Here is a 26127-nt window from a genome sequence, read left to right as displayed (position 1 = left end):
GCCTAAAAATGCAAAAGCCAATCTTATCCGAAAGGCCTTATATGGTGCCGAATCCTTTCACTCCCACATTTGGACGAATTCCGCTCTTGATGACGGGAAGAGATGCCATCATAGAAGAGATGGAGCAGGCTTTCGATATTGGTTCGGGCGACCCCAATTTATCGACAATCTACACTGGCGCCCGTGGCACGGGAAAAACCGCGCTCTTGCTCTATCTATCGCGTATCGCATCGGCCCATGGTTGGATAGCCGTTAATGTCACGGCCATTCCCGGGATGCTCGAAGATATTCTTGAGCAGACCAAGCAGGGAGCCGCGCAGTTCCTCGAAGCCTCTGACAATCCAAGATTGAGGAGTCTCACCATTGGCCAATTTCTTGGTTTGGAATGGGACAACCCGACGCAGGAGCGTGGCAACTGGCGTACGCAGATGGGAAAGATCATTGCCTCGTTAAACGATCAGGAGATCGGGCTGCTGATCACCGTAGATGAAGTTAATCCCAAGCTCGATGAAATGGTTCATCTTGCAACCACATACCAGCACTTTGTGGGAGAAGAGCGACAGGTGGGCCTGCTACTTGCCGGTCTTCCAGGCAATGTCAATTCGCTTTTGCGAAACGAGTTCGTTTCGTTTTTACGCAGAGCAAACCAACACAAGCTGGTGCGCATATCCGATGAAGACATTGCCGAGGGCATCAGAACCACTATCGAGGAAGGTGGCCGTTCTATTTCACTTGAGGCCCTCTCATCAGCAGCTAAAGCTAGCGAGGGCTTTCCTTACCTCATGCAACTTGTAGGCTACCAAAGCTGGGCCAGAAACCCCGATAGCGAGACGGTCTCCGAAGAAGATGTTCACTGGGGCATAGCACGTGCCAGAGCAAGCTTCTCCGAACGAGTGCTCGACGCAACGTATTATGACCTCTCGGATGGGGACATTCGCTTTCTTCGGGCAATGCTTGCCGATACGAGGGAAAGTCGCTTATCGGATATCGCCTCGAGAATGGGAGAGGCCAGCAACTACACAAGCACGTACAAGCGTCGCTTGATAGAGCAGGGAGTCATAGGCGAGCGAGGGTCGTCCTACGTTTCTTTTGAGCTTCCCGGATTCCGCGAGTACCTCGAAGACAGATTCAAATAACCCGATTGACGTCACTCGGATCCGGCATCTCAAAGCGCAACTGCTACTCTCCCACCACCTGCACGTACACCTTGCGATGCCGCGGGCCGTCGAACTCGCAGAAGTAGATGCCCTGCCAAGTCCCAAGCGCCATGGCGCCGCCCGTCACGGGAATGGTCTCCGACGCGCCGATGGCGCTGCTCTTGAGGTGTGCGGCGCTATTGCCCTCGGCATGCCTGAAATCACGCCGGTCGGGAAAGATGTCCGCCAGCGCGAGCTTGAGGTCGCGCACGACGTCGGGGTCCGCGTTCTCGTTGATGGTGATCGCGGCGGTGGTGTGCGGGCAATAGACCACGCATAGCCCTTCCTCGATGCCGCTTTCCCGCACGATTTGCCTTATTCGCGCCGTGATTTCGACAAACCCGTAGACCGGCGTCTCCAGTTCGAATCGCTCCATGTCTGCCTCCCGTTAAAATGAGACAATATCTCTGAGCAATTGTCTCATTTTCGACGGCGAGGAGCATGACCATGAAGACGACGATACTCGTGGACAATGACGCGCAAAAAGGGCTCGGCTGCGAATGGGGGTTCTCCGCGCTCATCGAGACCGACGACGCTACCATCCTGCTCGATTCGGGCGCATCGGGGCTCTTCGCGCAAAACGCGCAGGCCCTCGGCATCGACCTGTCAGATGTCGACTATTGCGTGCTCTCCCACGCCCATTACGACCATGCCGACGGTTTCGGGGACTTCTTCGCAATCAACGACCATGCGCCGCTGCTCATCCAGGATGCCTGCGAGGAGGTATGCTGGAGCGATGCCAAAGGCGACATGAAGTACATCGGCATCCAGAGGGGGCTTCTCGAGCAGCAGGCATCACGTATCGAGCGCGTCGACGATGCCCTGCAATTCGCGTCCGGCGCATGGCTCCTGGGCCACAGCACAAAGGGGCTCGACAAGATCGGCGAGCGCGAGCACCTCTACCTGAAGACCGATGACGGGCTCGTCGGCGACGGATTCGACCACGAGCAGAGCCTCATCATCGAGACGCCCGCGGGACTCGTCATCTTCAACAGCTGCTCCCACGGAGGCATCGAGACCATCATCAACGAGGCGCGTGCTGCGTTTCCCGGCAAGCCCATCCGCACGCTCGTCGGCGGATTGCACCTGTTCCTGCGCGAAGATGACGAAGTACACGCCCTTGCGCAAACCATCCGCGAGCTTGGCATCGACAAGATCTACACCGGCCATTGCACGGGAGAGCATGCGCTCGAAATCCTGCAGGAGGAGCTCCCCGACATCGTCGAGGCAACCTACGCAGGCCAGATTTTCGAGCTGTAGGAGGCATCTTCGCACGGCGTTTTCGTGACAAGGGGGACGGGGGTTCTGTCACATCCATGGATGTGACAGAACCCCCGTCCCCCTTGTCACGCCCCCGTATCCCCTCACTTCGAAGGCCCGCAAAACAGAATCGCGAGCATCATGATGATGACGAACCACGCCATCGCGCTGGAACCTGCGAGTAATGCCGACAAGACGCCCATGATGTTTCTCCTTCGTTTGAACTGAACGACAAACCGAGAGTACCAAGCGCCTGTGACACGTTTTCCACCTGCTCACTCCATGGTAATCTCGCGGTGCAGAGCGCGTGTCATGACCAGGTAGTACACGATGCCGATGGCTATCCACACGACGCCGATGATCTTGGCGGGCACATCAAGTGAGAGCAGCAACGCAAAGACCACAATCATGCCCAAGATGGGGCAGACCAGAAAACGTCCGGGATTGCCGTGATCCTTCTTCTTGAACCAGAACCATACGACCACGCAGAGGTTAAGCAGAAAGTACGTGGAAAGCGCACCGAAGTTCACGACCTTGCCCAATCCCTCCATGCCGATGAACAGGAAGGGCGCGAGCAGGACAAGCGAGAGGGCCGACACGAAGCACGTGGCGACGATGGGCACCTGGCGCTTCTCCTCGATCTTGGCCAAGACGCCGGGAAGCGACCCGCTCTTGCCCATGACGTAGAGGATGCGCGATACGGACACCGTCGCGACCAAGCCGGTGAAGACGCCCTGGGCCAAGGCCACGGACACGGCACAGACGACGCCAAACCACTTGCCGCCCACGAGCTCGGCGATATGGTAGAAGCCGTTGTTCTCGTCGTTCTTGCAAATCTGGCCCGACGGATCGACGCAGGTGGCGATAAAGCACGTCAGGACGAAGATGGCCACGAGGATGATGACCATGATCATCATCGCGCGCGACGGCCCGTGGCGCTCGTCCTTCGCCTCGTCGGTGAGCGTCGCCACGCACCCGAAGCCCACGAACGAGAACACCGCCAGCGAGGCGGCGCCCATGACGTCAGATACCGAGAAGGTATTGGGATTGAACAGGGCGGTCAGCGAGAAGCCGCTCGTCTCGGGGTGTCCGATGATGTAGACCACGCCGAACACGATGAACATGCCGAGCACGATGAACTCGAGGATGAGCGCGATCCGGTTGACGAACATCGTCGTGCTCATGCCGCGTGACGCGACGACGAAGACGAAGACGAGGAAGATGAGGCACCAGCCCCAGACCGGAATCTGCGGCACGTAGGTGCTCAGCGCCTCGGCACCCATGATGAAGACCATGTCGGGCGACGTGAGATACTGCAGCAACATGAGCCAGCCGGCCACGAATCCGAGGCCCTTGCCGATGCTCTTGGACGTGTAGGTATAGATGGAGCCCGACGACGGGAAGGTTCCGATCATCACGCCAAAAGACAGCACGGAAAAGAACATGCCGATGAAGGCGACGAAATACGCGAGTGCCGGCATACCGCCCGATGCGTTGGACACGCCGCCAAAGAGGCTGAACGTGGCGATGGGCACCATGAAGATGAGGCCATAGACCACCATGTCGAACACGCCGACCGTCCTCTTGAAGCCGGCATCTCCCTGTGACGAAGACGCGTCCGCCGTCTGTGTCGCAGCTGGCGAGTCACCTTGCACCGAAGCATCCGTCTTCGGAGCTGCATCCTTGGTATCAGTCATGATAACCCCCTCCTATCCTCTCCCGGTTTTCTCGCTCGTCGCGCTGTCCGCAACAGCCGTCTTCCCCTTCTGACGGCGCACGAGACGCGTATAGACGACAGTGAGAATGACCGCCACTATCAATATGCCGATGGCAATGAGCAGGGTATGCGAAAAGCCAAACGCGTAGGCATCGGCCTTGCTCATTCCCCCCGCCATCAAATGGGTGATATCGCCGGACATGATGCCGACGAAGAGAGCCGACGAGACTGAGCTGCCGATCTGCACGATCGTCGAGTGGATGGACGAGCCATACGAGGAGATGGCGCGGGGAAGCGCGTTGAGGTCGACGGTCTTTACCGCCGGGAAGAAAATGCCGATGCCCGCATAGGCTATGGCAGCGCAGGCGAGCAAGACGATGACGAGCAGCTGCGCGGAGGCGAAGTACATGCCGACGTAGCCGATGAGCACGATCGCAAATCCCACCGGAACGAGTGGCCATACGCCGTGCTTCGCGAGCAGGTGGCCACTGGGAAAGCAACAGGCCGCATAGCACAGGATGGGTGCGATGCACATGCATCCGGCTATGAACGGCGAGTACGACGCCGCACCCTCGAGATACAGGGGGACGAGCAGACTCATGTACACCGATGCCATGAACGCAAGCGTGACGAGCGTCTCTCCGACGGTGAACACCGGATTGCGCAGCGGCGTCAGATTGAGCAGGGGCTCGTCGATGTGCAGCTGACGATACACGAAGATGGCGAGTATCGCGATGCCGGCGAGCATGATGACGAGCGACGGAAAGACCTCATGCGAAATCTCGTTAAGACCATAGAGGAAGCAAGCCAGGCCGACAAAACTCAGCGCAACGCTCGGGATGTCGATATGGGCTTTCCTGCGCATATACAGATTGTGGATAGCGGGCCTGCCCGCAATGATGAGAAGAAGGGCAATCACCGCGGGGATGAGGAAGAGCGGGCGAAGGCCGATGCAAGTGATGATGAGACCGGAAACGGGCGGGGCAAACGCCAGCGCAACGCCAATGACACCGCTGTTCACGGCGAGCAAGGTCGCCGCCTTGCCCTTTGGCGCGATGGTGAGCAGCGCCTCGTTGATGAGCGGGAAGCACAGCCCCGTGCAAACGGCCTGGAGGGCACGGGCGACGATCATGACCGGATAGTTCCAGGCAAAGAAGCCGAGCAGCGAGCCTACGAACGAGAAGACGAAGCCGATGGTCATGAGCTTGTGAAGGCCTATGCGCTCGAGAAGCTTCGCCGCCATGGTGATGGTCGTCGCGGTGACGATCGTGAAGGCGAGCACCATCCAGTTAGCTTGGGAGAGCGTGATGTGGAAGTCGGTTGCGACGTAATCGAGCGCGACGTTCATGAGCGACTGCGTGAACGACGCGAGGAGATTGCTCGCGAGCAGGACGACGATCATCGCCGTCCGCGCCACGCCCACCGGCGGGCTTGGTATGCTCGCATCAGCCGCCATTTTGGCCCCACATTCGATAGTGTGCATTCATTGTTTGTCAAGAGCATTGTACTACCGAATAGGTGAAATGCGTTATTTATTATTCGAGTGGAGCTGTTGCTGGGGCGTATTCTCGAGAGAATCTTTACTAGCCCAATAATGCACTGTCGCAGTGCATTATTCTCGTAAAGACGCACTATCGCAATGCACTTTGCGCAGGCGAATGCCTCAGCTCTCTCCTTACCGCATCTTGCAAAGTGCCGTGCACAGTGTGCCGACAAGGCCGATGACCATGACGACACTGCCAGCGAGAAGCGTGTTCTCGAACGAGGGGCCCAGCAAGCCCTGGACAAGGAACGTGCCCAGGAACTGCCCAATCCCCTGGACGCAGATAAGGACGCCCATGCCGATAGTCGCAAGCTCCGGTCTACTGATCACCTTCATGAAGGCGGTTATCATGAGGCCGGTGGTGCCCATTCCGATCACACCCATGACCACTGCTCCCACCCACATCACGGCACCTTCGAAGTTGTAGAGAACGAAGGTGCATGGCCCCAGGAAGAACAGGCAGAAGACGAGCAGCCATTTGGTCTTGCCGGTCTTGTCAGATAGCATTCCGAAGAAAGGAGAAGAGGCAACCGAGATTATCATCGGCAGCGTGCTTACGAAACCCGACAGGCTCACATCCATGCCGCGCATCTGCAAAATCGAGGGAACCAGGCTCAGGACCGCAAGCAAGCATATGTTAAACGCGATGAACCCGCAGAAAAAGAGCAGGACGTCCTTCGTCAGAAGCTCGCGATACGAGGGCTTCGCTCCTATATGAGAGGCGGCTGCCTTGCCAGGTGTGACGTCCGATTGCGCCACCCCCGAAGCCCCTTCGGAGGCATTGACTGCGTCCTCGGGCGCCACAGGCGAGCCCTTCTTGAAAGGATCTCTTACGCAAATGCACATGATGACAGTCGCAATCACGACCAGCGCACCGTAAAAGAGCCAAAGCGAGGTGAGCCCCGCAAACGCGAAGACCAATGGCGTCAGAAACGCGGCGATGGCGGAACCCAAAGATCCCCACATGCCCCAGATGCCCATGGAGGTGCCGATACGCCCTGGTGCGACGCTTTCTTGTATGACCAGTGGGCCGCACGTGGTCACCGCCGTAAGTGCTATGCCCTCTATGCCACGTGACACGAGCAAGACGATGCCATTGGGCGCGAATGCCCCCATAACAGAGCCGAGAACGATGAGGCACGTCGCGAACACGATGATTCTCTTCGGACTCATGCGAACCGACAACTCACCTATGACGATTGCCGTCACGGCCATCATGAGCGTGAAGATGGACATGAGCCACGAGCCGCCACTTGCCGACATGGCATACTGCTCCATGATGGCGATCATGATCGTGGGAACCTTGTATTGGACCATTGCCATGGTCACCCCAACGGCCAATACCGAAAGGCTCACGACAAGATAGTTCTGGTACTTCGGCTGAATCACGAGGCGTCCCCACTTCCTCCACGTTTACATGGTTTTCCGGCGTCACCGGGCATGAGAAAGTCTAGGGAGGGCGTCAATCACGAGCATGACCCCCTGGGCACGGTTTTGGGGATGAAAGGTGAGGGTTACGCCACGACGCTTGAATGACATACGAGCGTCACCGCGTTGCATCGTAGCAACCATCCCAGATTGCGCGTGGTTACCGAGGCCCGACTGTTTGCAGAAAAAGCACGGGCGCGACAAAAACGCGCACGAAACGCACACGCAACTAAAAAGGCCAGCGAGAAAACCCGCTGACCTCGTCTTTTGCTGGTCGGGTGGACAGGATTCGAACCTGCGACCCCTTGACCCCCAGTCAAGTGCGCTACCAAACTGCGCCACCACCCGATATGCTGCGTGCCCCGCACGCGAGTTGCTATGTTACCACAACGACGGACACATAAAATACCTTACTTTTCAAACAGAAGACAACTTGCCTGACACCAAGGCCGCCTTGCCCTCGTTTTCCCTATCCCGAAGCCTACGAATCGCTTATCGCAAGACCACAGCTGCGACTTCTCTTGAGATCGGCAACGATCTCATCGGCGCGCACGACAAAACGCGAGGCGACCTGCACCGCCTGCGGACCGCATATCTCGATGACGAGCTGCGCATTGTTCCAGCAGTCGCAGAGTTCGCCGAGCATGTCCTGCACCGCCTTGGCCCGTGTATTGGTATCCTCAGCCGTATCAGGCAAAAGCTCTGCAAACTCACGTGTCACGTAGCGCAGCGCCTTGGCCAGCTTGCGTACGTCATGAACGGCCTCTTGGTCGTCATAGCCAACGTGCGCCATCTGTAGCTCGTAATCGGTACGCATCTGCGAAACGTGCCTGACAAGCTCCTGCGCATCGAGGCCGGACTGCCTGACGCAACGACGCCAGGGCACGTCCTTGATGCGCCCGACCACGCGCGTAATTGCCTTTTGCGTAGACTCGGCAGCAAAGCGCTCGATGAATCCCGCACGAAGCTGCGTGCAAGCATCGGTCACGATACGTGCCTCGACCGTCTGCGGGTCGAGCGCCTCGCAGAGCATGTCTAGCTCGCGCAAACGCGAGGTCGGATCTTGTAGCTTCTTGATATCGCGCATGGTCTTCTTGAGCGCAGAACCCTTGCAATACGGGGCGAGGAAGCCCAGCAGCGAGCGCGCGATTCTCAACGAGATGCGATACTGATGCAACGATTCAGGATCATCGGGATTCTCGAGTAGCTTGACGCTACAGCGCGCGATGCGTGCGGCGGCATCGGAAAGGGCATCCTCCACATCGACGATGCTCTGCCATAGCACGACACGCGGGCCCTGCACGAACCATTCGAGCCACGAGCCAACGCTTGTCGGATCATCCGTCGCCGCAAAACCGAACGACGCCATGGCACCAGTTCCCATGCCCTGCGGAGCCCCGCTCAAGCGTGCGTAGAGCTCGTCCATGAAGGGATTATGTCCGACGGCGATAACGGTGCCCTGCTCTTCGACGAGCTCGGTCATGAAAGCATCGACGCTGTTGGCATAAAGCGAATCCCGCACCTCGATGCCATCGACGCCGAGCGCATGCGCAACGACCTCGGCGGTTTGCATGGCACGCAGCGCCGGGCTGCTCCAGACCTTGACCTCGGCGGCGTCCTCGTCAGCCAGAAGCTGGAGCGAGATGGGAAACCGCGCCTCGATGCTATATCGACCGGCACGCGTGAGCTGACGGTCCTTGTCGATGAGCTCGGGGTTGCGCGCCTGGGTCTTAGCGTGCCTGACAAGAACCAATCTGGAAACCATGGGAACCCTCCTCGCGGCTACAGAGCCTCTGGATCTTCGCGTTTCAAGATGAAGTGATAGATGATGAGCACGATGCCCTCGATGGCCGCGGCAACAAGCGCGATGATGATGACCATGTGCGCGTACAGATAGATACGTGCGAGCGCAGAGCCCGTGACGACAAGGATTGCCCCCATGACGACGGCAAGCGGAATATAGGTCTTGCCCTTGCCGGGATCGCAGGAGACGGCATAGCCCGCCAGTGCAAAGACCACGGCCAGAAGCCCGGAGAACCACGTAATCGATGCGATGACCGTACCGATTTCCTGCACCTGCATGAGGAGGCTAAACCCACACGCCGACCCACCGACGCCTGCGACGATCACCGAAATGATGCGCGTCAGAATCTGCCGAGCCGAAAGTCGATACTCATTACTCATGCGGCATATGGTACCAGCTTACAGCGTGAACTGCATGCCGTCTTCGGCCACGACGACGCGACCATCGAACTGCGCGGCGTATGCGTAGACCTCGTCAATCTCGTTCACGCCCGGATCGCACATGTGTGGTGCAAGATGCGTGAGGTAGATGCGCCCGGCATCAAGGATGTCGATGCCCTCATGCACGGTCTGGTGCACATCATGGTGCGAACGGGCGGCCCCGTGATTCTCCCAGAAGGTCGAATCCATGACGAGGTTGTCGACGCCCCTGAGTATCTCGATGACCTCGGGCGCCAGATCGCTCGTATCGGGTGCGTAGAACGTGCGGCGTCCCTCGGGCGTGGTGATGAGATAGCCGAAGGTGCCCGGCGCATGCTTGAGCGGCAACGCCTGGATTGCAAGGCCGTCCACCTCGCGCACGTCATACGGCTCCATCACGTCGAGCGCGAAGCAATCATCCATGTAGGAGTATTCCCTGAGCGTCTCGGCAATCGCGTGTTCGCTCCCATGAAAGGGCATGGTGCTCATGAGGTAGAGGCGGATGAAGTACTCGAACTCGCCCAGCCCGCCCATGTGGTCGTAGTGCGCATGCGTGAGGAAGAAGTCGTCAATGACGTCGATGCCCTCTCGATTGAGCTGGTGGCGGATGTCGGGCGAGGCGTCGATGACGGTCATGCCGTGACCGCGCAAGGCAACGCCCGTGCAGCCGCGGCGTTTTGCCGGGTCCTTGCGCGCCGCCTCGCAAGCCGGACAATGGCAGAAAAAGGCCGGCACGCCACAACCCGAGCTCGTCCCGAGGAAGGTGAAGGTTCGCTCGATGGGAAGGGAGCGGAAAGGCAGCGGACCACATGCAGCCTTGTCGGGGCAGGCATCGCACTCGGCGCGATACTCGGGTGCGATGGCATCCCAACCGCAACGCTCGAAGCCGCACGACAAATAGAAAGGCTCAATCTCGCCACGGGCAACGAGGCGCAGGTCCGGATGAAGGCGCAACGCGTCCTTGAGCAGCGCACGGCCCACGCCCTTGCCTTGCACGACATCGAAGACGACGATGGGACGCACGTTCCACGAGCCATCGCTTCCCTGCTCGAGACGGCAAGCGCCGTACATCGTGTTATCGGGCGTAACGGCAACGCGTATGCCCTCGGGACTTTGCAAGTCGCTGAATCCCTCGACCGAAAACAGATAGCGGATAAGGTCCATATCCGCTTCGACGCAATCACGAATATGGTACTCGGGTGCAATCATGCGCTGAATCCTTCCTCGAAATGTCCGAAGCGCCCGCGCTGCCCCATGAGCAGAGCCGGCATTGGTTCGAGCTTGCTGTTCTCGTCAAGCGCGCCGCATGTCTCGGCAATGAGCGTGCGGCCGATGAAGAGCTCGTGATCGCCATACACCTGCGATTCGACGAGCTCGCATTCGACCCACGAGATGGCCTGGTCAATGCGGACGGCATCGACACGTTTGCCCGGCGAAAGCGTAAGCTCCGCCTCGGCAACACGGTCATCGACACCTTGCTTCTTGCCGCAAAGCATCGCGATGCGGACGGCATCCTCGTCAGCTCCGAGCACGTTCACGACAAAGCAGCCGGAATCGCGCAGGGCGCATGCGGTTTGCCCGCCCGGACGAATCGCGACGGCAACGAGGCTTGGTTCGTGCGAGATGGGCATGACCCATGCGATGGTCGCGACCTTGTCGGCGCCCGCCGCGTCACACGCCGTGACGAGCGTGACGGTTGTGGGAATGAGCAGCGTGGCAATCTCGTTACCGGCCAGCTCGTTGAGCGCTTGCGTCATGACAGCTCCTCGCCTGCGAGCACCTACATAATGGGCGGTACGTAGATCTTCATGCGCGATTGCGGGATGGCACGCTTCGCGAGCTCCTGGCAACCCTCGACAATGGTATCAAGGCGGTTGGTGGGCACGCCCATGTACATCATATCCTCGCCGATGTCACTTGACGCACGGCCACCGTAGCAGCCAAACGATATGTTGGGCTCGTCGTTCATAAGCGGCAGTAGCGTTGCCTCCACGCATTGCGCGTTGAAGCCCGAGGCATGGAAGTCATGGCGGTGCCCATCGAAATACGACATGCTCATCGACAGCCACATCATCTGCTCGGGCGTGCCCGTGAAGACAATGACCTCGGGGTGGCGCGTGCACTTGCCAAGTGGCTGCACGAGCGTGGCGCGCTTGGAGTTGGGCGGCAAGGTGGGGCGCTCCCCCACCATCTTGGCCGCCGCCTCGGCATCCACGACCTTGTGAAACAGCACGTAAATCTCACCCGTGGCAAGCTTCTCCGGCACACCGGTCATGCCAAAGATCGAGGTGCCGTCGGGGCAAGCGTGGCAATGTGGCGGCATGAGTATCGAAGCACCCCGTCGCGCGGCATTCATGCTCTGGCAGTAGCGTAGCTTCTCGGTGGGCATGGGCACGTCAGGCAATGGCTCGTCGATGTCGATGAGACCGACGGCCACCGGATGCCAGCGCAGGTCGAGTGCCTCCATGATGGCCTTCTCGGCCTCGGCATAGTGACGCTGTTCCTCGGCGCTGATGGGCTCTGCGCGCTCCTCATCCGTATACGGGTCGAAGGCCGTGGCCCCGGGTAGCGACTTGATAACGATCGCACGTTGCGGACATTGCCCCGAGCAGGTCGTGCAGCCCACGCACTCCTCCATGTTGACGGCGACGGGCATGCCATCCTCGCCCGCCTCCAAGCTGTATTGCGGGCAAAACGCCACGCACAGGCCACAGGCCACGCAGCGTTCGGGGTCGTGTATGAATTCGTAATCAGCACTCATTGCTGCTCCTTGTCACATCAGGCCGAAGGACCGGTGCCCCACATCTCGTAGATACGCTCTCCCGCGGAGTTCGTCATCTGGTAGCTGCAAAACGGAATCACGCGACCGTCCTTCATCGCCACCGTCATCGAGCATTCCGCCATGCGCTCGGTCGTGGTCGTCATCGCATCCATGTAGTTCATGATGATGACACTGATGCCGTGGTAGAGGTTGACGCCCTTCTTGTAGAGGATGTCGGGCAGCACCGAACCCTGCGGGGATGTCGGGTCGAAGTACTCCATGTACTCCTCGCTCGACAGGCCGCGCGTGGCCGGAACATAGCCCCCCTCGCCATCGGGCATGAGGAAGGTACCCGTGTCGCACAGCGGATGCGAGCAGCCAAGCGGCATGATGTCGGCAACCTTGATGCGACCGTCGGTTTGCTCTTCGAGGGCAAAGATGGTGTCACCCGCCGTGTAGGGCGCGTACTCGCTCGGCTCGAAGCGTCCCGAGGTGAATGCTGGCTGCAGCGCCACGCCAATCACCACGTCGGAGTTCTCCCAGGCAAAGTCAATGACCTCGCCGATGCGGTCGTCATTCACGCCCTTGACGATGGTCATGCACAGCACCACCTGGATGCCCACCTCGCGGCAGTTCTCGATGGCGGCCATCTTGTCGGCAAGCATTGCCGCCTTGCCGCAGATAGCCTCGTATGGCTCCTCGTCAATGCCATCAAAAGAGAGATAGATGCCCGTGATGCCCGCATCGACAAGCTTCTGCAGGTAATCCTTGGAGCGACCGATCACGATGCCGTTCGTGTTGATCTCGATGCCGGTGAAGCCGTGGCGGCGTGCGCACATGACGATCTCGGGCAGGTCACTGCGCACCGTCGGCTCGCCACCGGTGATCTGCAGGCCCGTCTCGGGGCCAACCTTCTCGGCAAGCGTCGTGATGAGGCCCTCGATCTCGTTAAAGGTGATGCCGTCGCTTGGAAAGTCCGCACTCATGAAGCACACGGGGCACTTGGCGTTGCAGCGGCGCGTGACCTCGATCTCCACAAGCGTGCCACGACGCAGGTGACGCTTGCACAGCCCGCAACTCTTGGGGCACTCGTCTTCGATTGCGTAGTCGCGGCACTTGGGGGCCGTCGGCGCGACGCGCATCGAGCGCAGCCATTCGTAATGCTCGGCATCGGGCCATACGTAGGTGACGGTCTCGCCATGCTCGGGGCAGGTACGCGTCATCCAGACCTTGCCATCGTCATCTGCGTAGATGTCGGCCTTGAGCTGCTTGAGGCAATGCGGACACAGCGCATGCGCCGTATGGAGTAGTCGCTTCTTAGTCATAATTGCCCTTTTACTATACGGAGGTAGCTCTACCGGAGTATCCCTTCGGTCTCTTCCGGCTCGTGCGCGGGCGCATCGGCACCGTCCTCCACGTCATCCAGATACTGGCGCGGGTCATGATTCTCGTTGGGCGCGGCATGCGGCTTGAGACCGAGGAAGTCGGCCCACTGCAGCACGCGCTTGGGCACGTAGATGCCCGTCTGGTACTCGGATGCCGTACGCAGGGCGCGGGCGCATGACAGGCAGTGCGCGAGGTCCTCGACTTCGTCGACATCGGCGACAGGTGCGAGGTATGCGTTGGGAATGCCCTCCTCGACGAGCTTCTCGACGTAGCCATCGAGCGCGGGGCGTCCCGTCATGTTGTAGTAGATGCCCTGGTGGTTGATGGGCGTATCAAAGTTAAAACCGACGAGCGAGGTGCCGCACTCCTGGCACGGCGCCTGCACGAAGCCCGGCGTGCCGAGTACTTCGGCAAAGTAGATGAGCCACTGGAAGGCCTGGGTCACGTGCGCGCGCGGCAGCGTGGGAATGTCGGCGCCGATGGAGACGATGGCCTCGTAGCCCTGGTCGAAAATCTCCTTGAAGGCCATGTCGAAGTGATCGTCGAAGGTTGCACCGCGGTCGTACATGTAGTGAATCTCACGCGGCCACTGGCCAATCTCCTCGATCGTCTCCTTCATGAGGGCGACGTTCTTCTCGGGCGTCGTGGAGATGAAGAGGTCGTAGCTACGCTCGGGGGCTGCCGGGTCAGCCTCGCGTTCCTCGCGATTGAGAGCCTCGAGGTCGTCCATGCACCACATGGCAAGTTCCGTCACGTCCCATAGGCTGCGCTTGAAGAACTGGGCCGCCTGCTCTTGGGTAAAGCCTCCGCCGCGCTCGACGGTGAGGCGCGTCTTGACCAGACCGGGAATCGGCGGTTTGGAGAAGATGAGAATCGCGTACTTCTTCTGCATGGGTGTTACTCCTTCTTCCTGATGCGGCAGGGAATGCCGTTGTATATCCACGTGCCTATAAGCGGCTCGCGCACGCCCTCGACGGTACCGCGCGTAAGCAGGTTGATATTCGATTTGAAGCACTCTTCGAAGTCGGGAGCGTCTTCGATTGCCTCAGGGTACCACCATCCGTATTCGGCCGAGGCGACATCGTCAAGCATATTCGTGATATGCACGTATTGGAGCACCTCAACGTCCGGTGTGTCCTGTCGCGAGATGAGGCAAGCGTCGCCCTCGGCAAGACCCAGACGTTCGGCTGTCGCCTGCGACATCTCGACCGTTGGCTGCGGATGACGCGCGCGCATGGACGGCACCTCGAAGTACGAGGAAGCCCAGTAGGGCTGCTTGCGTGCTCCTGTGACAAGCGTGACGCAGTCAGCATCGTTACATGCGTCCACATGCACGCCGGGTACCGGCGTAAAGCGCGCGACCATATCGGCCCCGCGTCGCTGCAGGAAGGGAATGGCGAGCTCGACCTTGCCGCTTTCGGTCGCGAAGCCACGCGGCTTGCCCGTGACCTCGTCAGGCTCGAGGTGCTTGAAGTAGTGCGCAGGTCCACCGCACAGACCGGTGATGGTGAAGTCCTCCCAGCTCATGCCCGTCGGGGCAATCGTGCGCGCAAGCTCCTCGGTCAGGTCGTGAGCCGGCCACAGGGCCTCGTCGCAGCCCATGCGCAATGCGAGATCGCGCAAAATCACGTAATCCTCGCGACGCTCGAACTGTGGCTCGACAGCGGCCGGGCCGCCGTAGCAGAAGTCGGAAACGCCGCCCATCGCCTGGAAACACGGATGCTCGACGGCGGCGGCAGCGGGCAGGACGTAATCGGCCATGAGGGCCGTGGGGGTCATGATGAACTCAAGCACGACGATGAGATCCATCGCCTTGAACGCCTCCATGACAAGTTGCGTATCGGCGTAGGTGACAAGCGGGTTGGCACCATCGACGATGAGCGCGCTCACGCGATAGGGCTTGCCGGTGATGGTCGCGTTCCACACACGCGCGGGCAGCGCGGAGGTGAGATAGCGCATGGGCAGGTGACGTCCCAGCTTGCCGGTGCGCTCGTCGGCGAGCTCCCAGCCCGTGTAGCTCTGTATGCCGCAGTCAGGCTCGTTGAGACCGTGGGCACGCGCTTCGGCCGAGAGCAGCGCGCTATCCTCGAGCTCGAGTTCGCTCATGAAGCTCGGCGCCTCGTTGAGGACGTTGCCGCCCAGCACATCCACGTTGCCCGTAATGGCACGTAGCGCCGCAATAACGCGATGCAGCGGTGCGGTGTTGGGGCCAATCTGGTCGACGCCGCGTCCCGAAAGCAGGCCTGCGGGCTTGCTCGTCGCGTACATGCGAGCCGCCGCGCGTATGTCGTCGGCACTCACCTGCGTGATCTGCGCCGCTTCGTCTATCGTGCGTTCGAAGGCAGCGGCCTTGAACTCATCGAAGCCAAAACACCACTCCTCGACGAAATCGTGGTCGTAGAGGTCTTCCTCGATGATGACGCGCGCAAACGCATAGGCAAGGATGAGGTCGGTGCCCGGGAAGGGCGCAAGCCACAACGTTGCCTTTGCCGCCGTCATGGATAGCCGCGTATCGATGATGATGAGCTTGCCATCGTTGCGGACGTAATCGGCGATATTGCGCCAGAACAGCGAGTTGTCCGACTCGGCCGGGTTGGTACCCCACAGCATGAGGCACTCGGTGAGGTCGGGCCTGAAGTCGCATTCGACCGACCAGCCATACGTCATCGTGTCCATCCAGATACGAGGATTCCAGCAGATGGGACCAATGCCCATGTTGTTGGGGCTATCGATGAAGCTCATGAAGCGATGCAATGGCCAGTAGACCGCATGCGGCCCACCGATGGCACTCGCCACCGTCCACGGCCCGTGTGCGTCGATGAGCAGGCGCAAGCGCGATGCGATATCGTCAAGTGCCTCGTCCCAGCTCACGCGGATGAACCCACCGCCACCGCGCGGCCCTATGCGCTTCAGGGGATAGTTGACGCGCGTGTCCTCGTCGTAGAGCTTCTCGAGGTTGAGGGGCCAGCGGCAACAGCGCGCCGCCACGCTCGTGTCGTACGGATAACGTGTGGGATCCGGCGTGAAATCGACAACGCGGCCATCCTCGAGCGTTGCGTCGAACGCGCACAGGTATCCGCAGTAATGGCAATTGGTTTTGCGAATCTCGGTAGTCATAGCTCGCAATTGTACTGCATGAACCCGGCAAGCGCCGTCACCTTCCGGTTACAACACGGCACCGGCAGGGACGACTAATCCACAATCGTCAGCTCGTCGCTTTCGCAAAGCCTCTCGTACTCAGGGTCGGCGAAAAGCGCATCGACGCTTGCATAGACCTTGCCCCAATCGACGGGACAGTCGAATATCTGCTCGAGATAATGCTGGACGGGCGTGCTGCCGATACCGCGTTGCAGGGAGTTAACGCAGGAGAAGCAGGTCGAAAGCACGCGATCAACCTCCACACCGTCAATCTCCGCAAGGCGTTGGTTGCGCCGATAGACGCAATAGTCCGGGGCATACACGCTCACCATACCGCCTCCGCCGCAGCACAGGCTATCACGCTTCTCATGGGGCATGGGCTTGATGTCCGCCTTATCGAACAGCGCACGTGCGGCATTGCCAAAAACACCTGCGCTGCGGTCATAGCAGGCATCATGGAAGGTTATCGTCTCATCGCTCTCGGATATCATGCCGCGCTCGACAAGCAGGTCGGGCAGACGCACGAGGTCGATGCCCATACCTTCTACGAGCTGCGGGAGGATATGCGCGCAGTGCGGGCACGTCACGACGAGATGCTCGATTTCCCTCTCGCGCAAGAATGCCTGCACGCGCTCGCGATAGGCATCGAACTCGTCATAGAAGCCAACGTCATAGAATGTCGCGCCGCAGCAAATCGTGAGGGTATATGCGGCAATCTGCTCGTCACGCAGCCATTGCGAGACCTTCGCCGTGAGTTCAGGGGCATAGGCGTAGAGCGCGCACCCCGGGAAGAACGCGGTGTGGTCGGCCACACCCCCAAGGTCCGCCTCGCCTTGAATGTAGATGACATCGTTGATGTCACCACTGTCACGGGCACGCAACGACGAAAAGACGTTGTGCTTGAGATCGGTCCTGAACTTGCGATAGAGCGGTTTAAGCTCGGGTTTCTGCTTGAGTAGCAACGCCCTGAGCGGCTTGTTGGCACGGGACGCACGCAAATCGACCGGACAGCTGATCGTACAGCGGTTGCACAGCGCGCAGGTGAAAGGCACGTAATCCCAGGTATCTTCGCCATTGAGGAGAGACTCGCACAGTTCGCCGAGACACGGCTCGCCATTCGAAAAGTTTCCGCAATCGGTCCGAGCGCACAGGCCGCATCGAATACAGCTGTCGGAAAAGTCTTGCACATCTTCAAGGGGATGATGCATCTCGAGTCCTCTCTCGCGTCATGGCATGCGTGGTATGCGCCCGATTATACGCGAGCGAATAATCTGCTGGGGATAGGAAGGCGATAAATCAAAGCACGGTGCCCAAACGTGCACGCTGCTGGGCGAGCAAATAGCCACGAACGTGCACGGTCGGGCAATATCGCCCAAAGGCGCACGCTGCTGCCAAAAAGACGGTCACAGGCGTGCATGCCTGGGCGCCATGCTTGCGCGCCACACGTCCGAAAGACGCCGAGCCTCCGGCGCCATGCCGCGGGCGCAAAAAGAGGCCCCGCTCCCATTGGGGAAGCGGGACCTCGCAAAACCTTGCGGTTCAATCACGCCAGATGGCGCAAATCCTACTGAGCACCAGTCATGGCCGGGTTGGGGCCAGCCGTCTGGTAAGCCTCGTCCGGACCATCGGCGGGAGCCTCGTCAGCAACTTCACCAGCGGGCGTAACCCAAGTCCAGTACTCCTTGCCAGCCTCCCAGTAATCCATGAAGTCCTGGTGGCTCTGCGGCAGGCGCGTGTAGTACTTGAGCTCTGCCGGGGTGACGCGGCGCTGGTAGCTCCAGATAATCATGAAGCGAAGCAGGCAGCCACCCATGAGAGCGATGAGCGCGGAGGCATAGCCGCCCACGTTCGTCACGTTGAGCAGCAGCGGAATGACCAGACCGCAGCAGACCATGAGGCCCCAGAAGTAACCGGCCCACTCGCCACGGACCCAGCGCTCGGCATGGGCCTTGGCGGTCTCGTTGGAGGCGCAGAACTGCAGCATCACGTACAGCAGCAGCACGACGAGCTCGAGCGAGATGAGGATTGCGTCGGCGATATGCAGGATGTGACGCAGCTCCTCGGTGAGCAGCGCGGCAAGCGGCGTGGACAGGTTGACCTGCAGCCACTCGGCCGGGAAGGGCCAAACGCCGATGCACATGGAGAGCAGAGCCGCACCGGTGGAGCAGCCGGACACCATGAAGAGCACGGGCAGAACCGGCGTGTTCCAGAACGGACGGGACTTCATGCTCGAGAGCAGGACGCCCGTGTAGATCGTGACGCACAGGCCGAAGATGCCGGCAATGCCGAGCAGGACCTGGGCAAAGCCCTCATACGGGATGAAGGGCAGAATGGTGAGCCAGGAGAGCTCCCAGAAAATGAAGAGCACGCCCGCGATCATCGAGATGGAGAGGAACACAGCACCCCACTTGATGACCGAGGTCCTCGTCACGAAGGCGCGGTAGAAAATCCACGGCTGGCCAAGCTCGAAGACGAGCAAGCCGGTGCCGATGCCCAGGATGAGGAACGCGATGAAGACGCCCCAGACCAGAGCACCACTGGTAAGAGCAGACGGCGCGATGATCAATCCGACAACGGCGGCGGTCGCCATCATGCCGCCACCAAGGCCGCCCAGGAAGAGGTAGAGGGCGATAGGCCAAATCCAGAACTGTTTCACTGTACCGTACCTCCTAAATCGGGGATGTAGTAGATCATGGGCTCGGTACCAACCTCGGGATAGACCTGCTCGGTGTAATACGAGTTCACGAGCTTCGAGACCTCGCTGTTGGGGTCATCGAGATCGCCGAACGTACGGGCCTTCTGATGGCAGGTCATGACGCAGAAGGGCTGCTCGCCCTCGCGGACACGATCCTTGCAGAAGGTGCACTTGCGGATGTAGCCCTCGTGCTCGTTCATGTCGCGAGCGCCATAGGGGCACGCATTCGCGCAGACCTTGCATCCCATGCACTGGGAAGGCTCAACCCACACGATACCGTCGTCGTCCTGGCGGGATGCACCGGTCGGGCAAGCGGGCACGCAGGCGGGCTTATCGCAGTGCATGCAAATGAGCGGCGTGAAGGTCATGTGGACATGAGGCCACACGCCCTCTGCTCCGTTGGAAACAACGGGGTTGTAGATGATGTCAATGGGCAGCTCGTTCCAGGTGCGGCATGCGATGGTGCATGACGAGCAACCAATGCAACGACGCTGGTCCATAACCATTGCGTAACGGGTCATTCCAGTCCTCCTCTCTCTACTGGTTCGCTTGGACGCTGGCGTCCTTGATGTTATAGGGCGCTTCGACAGGCTGCATCGAGAAGTCGTACCAGTCGTTCTTCTCCTCGTCGACCAGGTAGTTACCGCCCTCATGCTGCACGAAGCGATAACCGGTGCCCGGCTGATAGTGGAAGGAGCTCGTCGGGTCGATCAGCCAACCACTGCCCGTGTCATAGTAACGGCCCTTGTCGTCCTCGGCCTTGAGCGTGACGGGGTTCCACGTCGTGCCGGCGGGCAGCTCGAAATCGGCCTGCGGGCCCTCGCAGGGCTGCATGGAGAAGTCGTAGAACTGGCCCGTGCTCTCGTCGAGCAGGAAGTCGCCATTGAAGGAGATGTACTTGTAACCCGTACCCATCTGGTAGAAGGTGCCCGTCGCATCGTCGACCATCCAGCCAGAGGCCTGATCATAGCGGCGGCCATTCTCGTCATAGCAGGCACGCTTGCGGTAATCCCAGGTGAGACCCTCGGGAACCTCGAAGTCGGGCTGCGCGAAGACGGGCTCGGCAAACTCGAGTGCCATCTTCTGGGTGCTCGGCATGGCATGCACGCCCGGGCCCTCGGAAGCGAAAGCGGAGCCGGGGATGGAGAACTGGCAGTCGCGCTCCGTGTACTCGTAGTCGATGTCGGTGCACTTGTAGACCTTGCACATGAGGCCACGGTTGGCCCAGCAGCCGGTCAGCGGATCGCAGTGCTCGTCATCGACGGACGTGAGCACGTTGGTGTTGGACTCGAGGCAACCAAAGGGCTCGGGGCCTTCGGGGCTACGCTCGGGGAACCACCAGCCGCGCTGCGTGTAGATCGCACGCGGATCGATGCCCGGCTCGACGTTGGCGCGCATCTTGATGCGGCCACGACGGGTCTCGATCCAGCACCAGTCGCCCATCTCGATGCCCAGCGTGAGGGCGAGGTCGGGATGGATGGTGAAGTACGGATCGGGCTTGATGTAGCGGATGATCGGGTTGTTGAAGTGCTCCGAGTGGTGGAACGGCATGAAGCCGCCGCCCGTCGTGAGGACGATGGGATACTCGGCCGCAACCTCGGGATCGTCGATCTCGTTCTCGGCCGGACCGATGTACTTCGGGAAGGCCGGCAGACCGAACTCCTCGAAGACCGAGCACTTGAGCTCGACCTTGCCCGAGGCGGTGCAGAACTGGCCCTTCTGCAGGTACTTCTGGTACTGCAGCGGCGGATAGTACATGCGGAAGCGAGCGACGAAGTCGTTGTAGTCCGTGATGGGGAGACCAAGCGGCGAGAGAACGTGGAAGTATGCGTCCTCAAGCTCCGGCCAGGGCCAGTCCTCTTCGGTCTGACCGCAGGCAAGGCCCAGGTCCCTCCAGATGTTGTAGTCGGTCTTGCGCTCGTACATCGGCCAGATGGCGCGCTCGGAGCAAACGATGGAGTCGGTAACGCCGTAGTTGGTGTGAACCATCGGGCGCTCCATGGCACCTGCGACCGGCAGTACGAAGTCGGCCATGAGGGCCGTCGGGGTCATGAAGTACTCGAGAACGACCAGGAACTCGACCTGCTTGCAAGCCTCGAAGGTCATCTTGGCATCGCCATAGGACGACAGCGGATTGGAGCCGCTGACGAACAGCGCGCGAACCTGATAGGGATCGCCCGTGAGGATGGCCTTGAAGACGGACGGGCCATGAGCCTCGCACATCCACTCGGCGGTAAAGGCCTTGCCCCACTTGTCCTTGGAGATCTGGGAAAGACGCTCGTAGCCGGGCCAGGAGGTCATCTTGTACTTGTCGGCACCGATCTGCTTGGCACGCATCTCGACGGGCAGGCGATCGTTGGCCTCGAGCTCCTCGTCGGTGACGTACGCCGCGGGACCGGGCATGCCGTCGCCACCGGGGCAATCGAGGTTGCCGCAGATGGCACGCAGGATCGAGCGGGCGTGCATGCCGGCACCAGCCGTGCGGCCGAGCTGATCCCAGGTGCAGCCCCACTGGATGTTGCCGGGACGGTTGGTCGCGTACATGCGGGCAGCCTGGCGGATGAGCTCAGGATCGAGCCAGGTGAGGGGCGCGGCCCACTCGGGGGTGTACGGCTCGATGTAGTCGCGGAGCTCGTCGAAGCCCTCGCACCACTGATCGACGAAGTCCATGTCATAGATGAACTCGTTCATGATGACGTTGATCATCGCCATGGACAGGGCCGTGTCAGAACCCGGACGCAGCGGCAGCCAGAGGTCTGCATGAGCCGCGGTCTCGGAGTAACGCGGGTCGACGACGATGAGCTTCATGCCGGTGGCCTTCTGCAGGTCGGTGTAACCGTGCATGCCGGGCATGGAAGATGCGCCGGGGTTGAAGCCCCACAGGATGACGCACTTGGACGCGCCCAGGTCGGTCTCGAACGGAGACCAGCCATTGATGGCGGTCTCGACCATGAAGGTCGGGATCCAGCACAGCAGGGCGTTGTGGAAGCCGTTGGGCGTTCCGAACATATTGAGGAAGCGACGCCTTGCCCAGTCGTCGGTACGCAGGGTACCGGCCGCAGCGGCGACTGCCTCTGCGCCAGACTCCTCCTTGATCTGGTTGAGCTTGGCGGCGATCTCGGTCAGGGCCTGATCCCAGGAGACGCGCTCCCACTTGTTCTCGCCCTTTTCGCCTGCGCGCTTCATCGGGTAGTTGATGCGCGACGGATTATCCACGAACGTGTAGGCCTGGTTGCCGCGAGTGCACAGGCCACCAGCGTTGGTGGGATGATCCGGATCGCCTTCGGCGTAGATGAGCTTACCGTCCTTGACGTAAGCCAGAACACCGCAGTTCTGATGGCAGAAATAGCAGCATGACTTCTTGACCTCCACGCCTTCTGCGTGGATTTCATCCAACCATTTCGTCGATGAATAGTCTCTCACTCTGCCTCCTCCTTCATTCTCTCTTGCCACATGTTTGCATTACCTGCTTTCCGCAGACCATGCAGTCATGCGGAACACCTCCTACGAAGACGTCGCCATCTTCGCGTGTTGACGTTGTCTGCCTGCAGCGCCTGCACCCGCAACGACAAGCGGACATGGCAATGCCGACGTCTAACGTCTAACTTCCGTATTAAATCACGGGATGGAGGTTATGTGAAGCTATGAAAATGGGGATTTCGCCTGTGTGCGCAATCTGCACCGCTTTCGGCGAAATCCCCATCATGTTCGTGCACTGATAAGCGCTTTGTGCACAAGGAGTCAAGTACTAGATTGACTCAATCTTGTTGACGATCGGGTCAAGCCAGTCGCCCTTGATGTCCTCGACATTGCCCGAGTCGACCTCGGCCGAAATCTTCGGATCCATCGGCACGCAGGCCCAGGCATCGATGCCCTTGCTCTTGGCGATGGCCTCGACCTCGGACTTGCCGAAGATCTCGTGACGCGAACCGCAGTCAGGGCACTCGTAGTACGACATGTTCTCGACCAGGCCCAGCACCGGCACGTTCATGTGCTCGGTCATGCGGATGGCCTTCTCGACGATCATGTTGACGAGCACCTGCGGCGCGGTGGCAATGACAACGCCCTTGAGCGGGAACTGCTGGAAGACCGTCATGGGGATGTCGCCCGTTCCCGGGGGCATGTCGACGATGAGGTAGTCGAGCTCGCCCCAGTTGATGTCGCTGTAGAACTGCGTGAGGATGCCATTGAGGACAGGGCCGCGCCAGAGGAACGGCGTCGCCTCGTCAGCGGTAAGCATGTTGGTCGACACGACCTTGATGCCCGTCTTGGTCTCGGCCGGCCTCAGCATGCCATCCTCGTCGACGGCGGGAGGCTCATGGATGCCAAAGGAGCGCGGGATGGACGGGCCCGTGATATCTCCATCGAGAATGCCGACCTCGTGGCCACGGCGACGTAGCTCGCAGGCGAGCATCGCGGCCGTGAGCGATTTGCCGACACCGCCTTTGCCACTTGCAACGGCGATGACGTTCTTGATCTTCGTACCCTCGTGAAGTTGCAGCGTCTGCGGAGCGGTGCGATCGGCACACCCGCTATCGCCACATGCGGAGCAATTGGAATTGCATTCAGCCATGTTGAATCTCCCTAAGCCGTCCTGGCATCCCAGGACCTCTCTCTTAAAAGCCGTGCTTCATGGTAATGCATGCCCCAAGCGCGCACCAGTTACGAAACGGCAACCAAGCACTTTGCCGGCGCACGAAAAAAGGGGGCCGAGACGTATGTCCCGGCCCCCTTGCATGTACCTGGTGGGCGTTACTGGGATCGAACCAGTGGCCTTTTCCGTGTCAGGGAAACGCGCTCCCGCTGCGCCAAACGCCCGTGGCAAAGTAGTCTAACAGAATGACGCTTCATCGCAAGCACGTATTTTTACAAGTTTCTCTTGCGCTTTGCCAAAAACTTCCCTAGAATACCGCTCTGCGCGCGGAAGTGGCTCAGTTGGTAGAGCACAACCTTGCCAAGGTTGGGGTCGCGGGTTCGAGCCCCGTCTTCCGCTCCATGCTAAGTCAAGAGCCGGCTTCCCAGTCGGCTCTTTTACTCAAAGCACGCAGCATGGCGACGTGGCCAAGCGGTAAGGCAGAGGCCTGCAAAGCCTTTATCACCGGTTCGATTCCGGTCGTCGCCTCCATCGACTCCCCCAGCGCCCTTCTCGGGCGCTTTTTCATTGCAATAAAAGACGGGCCCGGCATTGCCGGACCCGTCAGCGACTTTCTTGGTGGCCCCACCAGGATTCGAACCTGGAACCTGTCGATTATGAGTCGATCGCGCTAACCATTGCGCCATGGGGCCAAGTGACGGCCATTATACACAGCCGCTGATTAATCCTCCAGATAATCCTTGAGTTTGCTCGAGCGGCTCGGGTGACGCAGCTTGGCGAGCGTCTTGCTCTCGATCTGGCGGATACGCTCGCGCGTGACGCCAAACTCGCGCCCGACCTCTTCGAGCGTGCGGGGATGCCCGTCCTTGAGGCCAAAGCGCAGCTCGATGACCTTGCGCTCGCGCTCGGCAAGTCCGTCGAGCACCATCTGCAGCTGCTCCTGCAGCATCGAGAAGCCGGCAGCGTCATCGGGGCGCACGGCCTCGTGATCCTCGATGAAGTCGCCGAGCTGGGAGTCCTCCTCCTCGCCGATGGGCGTCTCGAGGCTGACCGGTTCTTGGTTGATCTTCTGGATCTCGCGCACGCGCTCGGCGGTCATGTCCATCTGCTCGCCGATTTCCTCGGGCGTTGGCTCGCGACCGAGCTCCTGCAGCAACTGGCGCTGGATGCGCACGAGCTTGTTGATGGTCTCGACCATGTGCACCGGGATGCGGATGGTGCGGGCCTGGTCAGCGATGGCACGGGTGATGGCCTGGCGAATCCACCAGGTCGCGTACGTCGAGAACTTGAAGCCCTTGGTGTAGTCGAATTTCTCGACGGCGCGGATGAGGCCCAGGTTGCCCTCCTGGATCAAATCGAGAAAGAGCATGCCTCGACCGACATAGCGCTTCGCGATGGAGACGACGAGGCGCAGATTGGCCTCGATGAGTTGGTCCTTGGCGTCCAAGCCGACTTGCTCGACACGCGTGAGGCGACGACGCTCGCGACGCGTGAGCTCGACGCCCTCGTCTTCGGCGCGCTCGAGCTCCTCGGTGGCCTTGAGGCCGGCCTCGATCTTCATGGCGAGGTCGACTTCCTCGGAGGCGGTGAGCAGGTCGACCTTGCCGATCTCCTTCAGGTACATGCGCACCGGATCACCCGTGAGCATGACGACAGAGCTTGCCTCGATGCGGGCCTTGCGTGCCTCGGCACGGCGCTTCTTGGCATCGGCCGGCTTCTCGTCGCCGCTGATTCCCGCAGCCTTCATCGCCTCGGCAGCCTCGGCCTCCACAGCTTCCTCGGCCTGCTTGATGCTCATGGCTTCGCTCGGGGCGCCGAGCTCGTCTTCGGGGATGCCCTCCATGATTTCCTCGTCGCTCATGGCGGCGTCGATATCCTCGTCGTCATCGACCTCGACGACCTGCATGCTCTTGCCCGTGAGTTTGATGCCGTTGGCCTCCAGGTACTCGAAGACCGCGCCCATCTGCTTGCTCGATAGGTCATCGTCGGAAAAGCTGCTCTCGACGACGCTGCGCTCGACCTTCTTGCCCGAATCCTTGATGAAGTCATCGAGGCGGGCGATGAGCTCGTTGTCGAGAACGCCCTCTTCGGCCTCCGCCTGCTTGATTGCAGCCGACTTCTTGGCTGCGGATTTGCCCGTCTTTGCCGTGCTCTTCTTCGTGGTGGAAGTCTTTGCCACGTCAATC

General features: G+C 60.3%; 20 protein-coding genes and 5 tRNA genes. 4 read left to right on the top strand and 21 right to left on the bottom strand.

Annotated features, from left to right (window positions below):
* The first annotated feature begins 8 nt into the window (after positions 1-8).
* Positions 9-1136 carry an ATP-binding protein gene (locus tag OIM11_03495; protein ID HJJ00195.1) on the top strand — a complete coding sequence of 376 codons (1128 nt, stop codon included), beginning with the start codon at positions 9-11 and terminating at the stop codon, positions 1134-1136.
* A gap of 43 nt (positions 1137-1179) precedes the next feature.
* Here OIM11_03495 and OIM11_03490 read toward each other — a convergent pair whose 3' ends face one another.
* On the bottom strand, positions 1180-1572 hold the full coding sequence (locus OIM11_03490; protein ID HJJ00194.1) for a secondary thiamine-phosphate synthase enzyme YjbQ: 393 nt from the start codon (positions 1570-1572) through the stop codon (positions 1180-1182).
* A gap of 71 nt (positions 1573-1643) precedes the next feature.
* On the opposite strand from OIM11_03490, the gene OIM11_03485 reads away from it, so the two are divergent.
* Positions 1644-2456, top strand: coding sequence for an MBL fold metallo-hydrolase (locus OIM11_03485; protein ID HJJ00193.1), 813 nt, complete (start codon positions 1644-1646; stop codon positions 2454-2456).
* Between the two features lie 275 nt (positions 2457-2731).
* Here OIM11_03485 and OIM11_03480 read toward each other — a convergent pair whose 3' ends face one another.
* From OIM11_03480 to OIM11_03395, 18 genes are all read right to left on the bottom strand, one after another.
* Positions 2732-4153, bottom strand: a complete 1422-nt coding sequence (locus OIM11_03480) for an APC family permease (protein ID HJJ00192.1) — start codon at positions 4151-4153, stop codon at positions 2732-2734.
* 12 nt (positions 4154-4165) lie between these two features.
* Positions 4166-5629: an MFS transporter gene (locus tag OIM11_03475; protein HJJ00191.1), complete on the bottom strand. Its 1464-nt coding sequence runs from the start codon at positions 5627-5629 to the stop codon at positions 4166-4168.
* Between the two features lie 219 nt (positions 5630-5848).
* On the bottom strand, positions 5849-7105 hold the full coding sequence (locus tag OIM11_03470) for an MFS transporter (GenBank protein HJJ00190.1): 1257 nt from the start codon (positions 7103-7105) through the stop codon (positions 5849-5851).
* A gap of 310 nt (positions 7106-7415) precedes the next feature.
* A tRNA-Pro gene (locus OIM11_03465) sits at positions 7416-7492 on the bottom strand.
* Between the two features lie 133 nt (positions 7493-7625).
* Positions 7626-8909 carry a CHAD domain-containing protein gene (locus tag OIM11_03460; protein ID HJJ00189.1) on the bottom strand — a complete coding sequence of 428 codons (1284 nt, stop codon included), beginning with the start codon at positions 8907-8909 and terminating at the stop codon, positions 7626-7628.
* Between the two features lie 17 nt (positions 8910-8926).
* The gene (locus tag OIM11_03455) at positions 8927-9328 is read right to left on the bottom strand and encodes a hypothetical protein (protein ID HJJ00188.1); all 402 of its coding nucleotides are present in this window, start codon (positions 9326-9328) and stop codon (positions 8927-8929) included.
* Between the two features lie 18 nt (positions 9329-9346).
* Positions 9347-10576 carry an MBL fold metallo-hydrolase gene (locus tag OIM11_03450; protein HJJ00187.1) on the bottom strand — a complete coding sequence of 410 codons (1230 nt, stop codon included), beginning with the start codon at positions 10574-10576 and terminating at the stop codon, positions 9347-9349.
* Positions 10573-11124 carry a flavin reductase family protein gene (locus tag OIM11_03445; GenBank protein HJJ00186.1) on the bottom strand — a complete coding sequence of 184 codons (552 nt, stop codon included), beginning with the start codon at positions 11122-11124 and terminating at the stop codon, positions 10573-10575. Before OIM11_03445 ends, OIM11_03450 begins: the two co-directional genes overlap by 4 nt.
* Positions 11125-11147: 23 nt before the next feature.
* Positions 11148-12128, bottom strand: a complete 981-nt coding sequence (locus OIM11_03440; GenBank protein ID HJJ00185.1) for a DUF169 domain-containing protein — start codon at positions 12126-12128, stop codon at positions 11148-11150.
* Positions 12129-12145: 17 nt separating this feature from the next.
* Entirely contained in the window at positions 12146-13453 is a 1308-nt protein-coding gene (locus OIM11_03435; GenBank protein HJJ00184.1) for a radical SAM protein, read from the bottom strand.
* 29 nt (positions 13454-13482) lie between these two features.
* Positions 13483-14406, bottom strand: a complete 924-nt coding sequence (locus OIM11_03430) for a DUF2064 domain-containing protein (protein ID HJJ00183.1) — start codon at positions 14404-14406, stop codon at positions 13483-13485.
* 5 nt (positions 14407-14411) lie between these two features.
* Positions 14412-16631 carry a molybdopterin-dependent oxidoreductase gene (locus tag OIM11_03425; GenBank protein ID HJJ00182.1) on the bottom strand — a complete coding sequence of 740 codons (2220 nt, stop codon included), beginning with the start codon at positions 16629-16631 and terminating at the stop codon, positions 14412-14414.
* A gap of 74 nt (positions 16632-16705) precedes the next feature.
* A complete protein-coding gene (locus tag OIM11_03420; GenBank protein ID HJJ00181.1) occupies positions 16706-17860 on the bottom strand; it encodes a (Fe-S)-binding protein in 1155 nt (384 codons plus the stop codon).
* A gap of 356 nt (positions 17861-18216) precedes the next feature.
* On the bottom strand, positions 18217-19308 hold the full coding sequence (nrfD, locus tag OIM11_03415) for a polysulfide reductase NrfD (GenBank protein ID HJJ00180.1): 1092 nt from the start codon (positions 19306-19308) through the stop codon (positions 18217-18219).
* Entirely contained in the window at positions 19305-19868 is a 564-nt protein-coding gene (locus OIM11_03410) for a 4Fe-4S dicluster domain-containing protein (protein HJJ00179.1), read from the bottom strand. Before OIM11_03410 ends, nrfD begins: the two co-directional genes overlap by 4 nt.
* Before the next feature lie 16 nt (positions 19869-19884).
* Positions 19885-22719, bottom strand: coding sequence for a molybdopterin-dependent oxidoreductase (locus OIM11_03405; GenBank protein ID HJJ00178.1), 2835 nt, complete (start codon positions 22717-22719; stop codon positions 19885-19887).
* Positions 22720-23095: 376 nt separating this feature from the next.
* Positions 23096-23920: an Mrp/NBP35 family ATP-binding protein gene (locus tag OIM11_03400; GenBank protein ID HJJ00177.1), complete on the bottom strand. Its 825-nt coding sequence runs from the start codon at positions 23918-23920 to the stop codon at positions 23096-23098.
* Between the two features lie 170 nt (positions 23921-24090).
* Positions 24091-24165, bottom strand: a tRNA-Val gene (locus OIM11_03395).
* A gap of 102 nt (positions 24166-24267) precedes the next feature.
* Here OIM11_03395 and OIM11_03390 point away from each other — a divergent pair.
* Positions 24268-24343 (top strand) — tRNA-Gly (locus tag OIM11_03390).
* A 55-nt stretch (positions 24344-24398) separates the two neighbouring features.
* Positions 24399-24472 (top strand) — tRNA-Cys (locus OIM11_03385).
* Positions 24473-24557: 85 nt separating this feature from the next.
* Here OIM11_03385 and OIM11_03380 read toward each other — a convergent pair.
* Both OIM11_03380 and rpoD read right to left on the bottom strand, forming a co-directional pair.
* Positions 24558-24633, bottom strand: a tRNA-Ile gene (locus OIM11_03380).
* A 29-nt stretch (positions 24634-24662) separates the two neighbouring features.
* The gene (gene rpoD / locus OIM11_03375) at positions 24663-26120 is read right to left on the bottom strand and encodes an RNA polymerase sigma factor RpoD (GenBank protein HJJ00176.1); all 1458 of its coding nucleotides are present in this window, start codon (positions 26118-26120) and stop codon (positions 24663-24665) included.
* Positions 26121-26127 lie beyond the last annotated feature (7 nt).

This window comes from Coriobacteriaceae bacterium, assembly GCA_025992705.1.
Taxonomy (GTDB): domain Bacteria; phylum Actinomycetota; class Coriobacteriia; order Coriobacteriales; family QAMH01; genus QAMH01.
The sequence above is the reverse complement of the archived record's forward strand: the minus strand, read 5'-3'. Positions and strand labels throughout refer to the sequence as shown.